Here is a 1,229-nt window from a genome sequence, read left to right on the forward strand (position 1 = left end):
CTTAAGGAGATTATAAAGGACAGCTTTAGAATAAGAATTTTTCTTTTCATAATTATTGACAACGTATTTGTGTATGATTTTTTGCGGGAAAAGGAGGGAAGTCCCTTTCCGTTGTTTTGGAAAGATAATTAATAAGATTGAATTTCCGGCGAGGTCCCGAAACTTCGGGACAGCGAATTAATTATACACGTTGTTGTGCAAGTTTTTATTGTTTATATTGTGTTTTATGCCCAATCAATCCATTCCTTAGGATATTTTTGGTAAAGGTCATTCAGTAAATCGATATTGGCTTTACTGTTTTGATGAGCTTTATAGAATTGAGCGATAAAGTCAATAATTTCCTCATCTTGGTCCTTCGTATGTAAACTTTTGAGTGTTATTTTAGAATCTTGATTTTCATCTAAAAGTAATAATGTAATTGCTCCAGCACATAAGCGACTGTTAGTAATGAAACTACTCAAACCATTTTGAATTCTTTTGATTAGTATAAGACAATCTAGCATGGGTCTAAACTTTTCTTTATTTTCCCTAAAAGCAGGATAGCTTTGATAGGAGTGTGTTTTAAAGATAAATTTTCTAATCTGAATAAATTCTTGATAGTTCGTTTTACCAAAGGTGTTCTTACCCTTTTGTAATTCAAAAAACAAGTACGCTTCAAATTTATTAACTGAACATTCATAATAGTTTAAAGAGCCTATATCAGGAATTAATTCTTTATAAGCCTTTTGATATAATGGATATTTCTTTTGTGATGGTTTGAATAATGTATTAAGTCTAATTAAATGATAAAATGTTTTAAAAGATTCATCCTTAGAATAATCAGACATTTCTGATTCAGCAATTTTTTTTAACTCCTTTGTATACACTGGATGAATCGCTCCTTGAAAATGATACTTTTTTGCAACTTCCTCGGTTTCAATAAAATACTTTATTATAGCTTTCTTGTCATCTTTTATCTTTAGTCTAAAATCGATATTATGACTTCCATATAGTTTTTGCTGTTCTTCTCGCATAGCTTTGCTTTCATCTTCAAAACTATTTTTTTTACTTCTAAAATTTAATCCGAATATTTTCATTTTATAATTATTGCTAACGTATTTGTGTATGATTTTTTGCGGAAAAGGACGCGAGTCATTTTCCGTTGTTTTGGAAAGATAATTAATAAGATTATATTTCCGAAGAAGAAATTTATTTTCATTTAATTATTATTTTGTAGCTAAAGTTTATTT

1 protein-coding gene is annotated in these 1,229 nt (G+C 28.7%); it reads right to left on the reverse strand.

The features are described from left to right. Positions 1-224 precede the first annotated feature (224 nt). Positions 225-1,076: a hypothetical protein gene (locus EV195_RS16595; RefSeq protein WP_132796097.1), complete on the reverse strand. Its 852-nt coding sequence runs from the start codon at positions 1,074-1,076 to the stop codon at positions 225-227. Positions 1,077-1,229: the final 153 nt, after the last annotated feature.

Source organism: Tenacibaculum skagerrakense, from assembly GCF_004345825.1.
GTDB lineage: Bacteria > Bacteroidota > Bacteroidia > Flavobacteriales > Flavobacteriaceae > Polaribacter > Polaribacter skagerrakensis.

Bases quoted from the DNA above. Each gene is read 5' to 3' on its own strand.
- EV195_RS16595 (WP_132796097.1), bottom strand. From the start codon at position 1,076: ATGAAAATATTCGGATTAAATTTTAGAAGTAAAAAAAATAGTTTTGAA.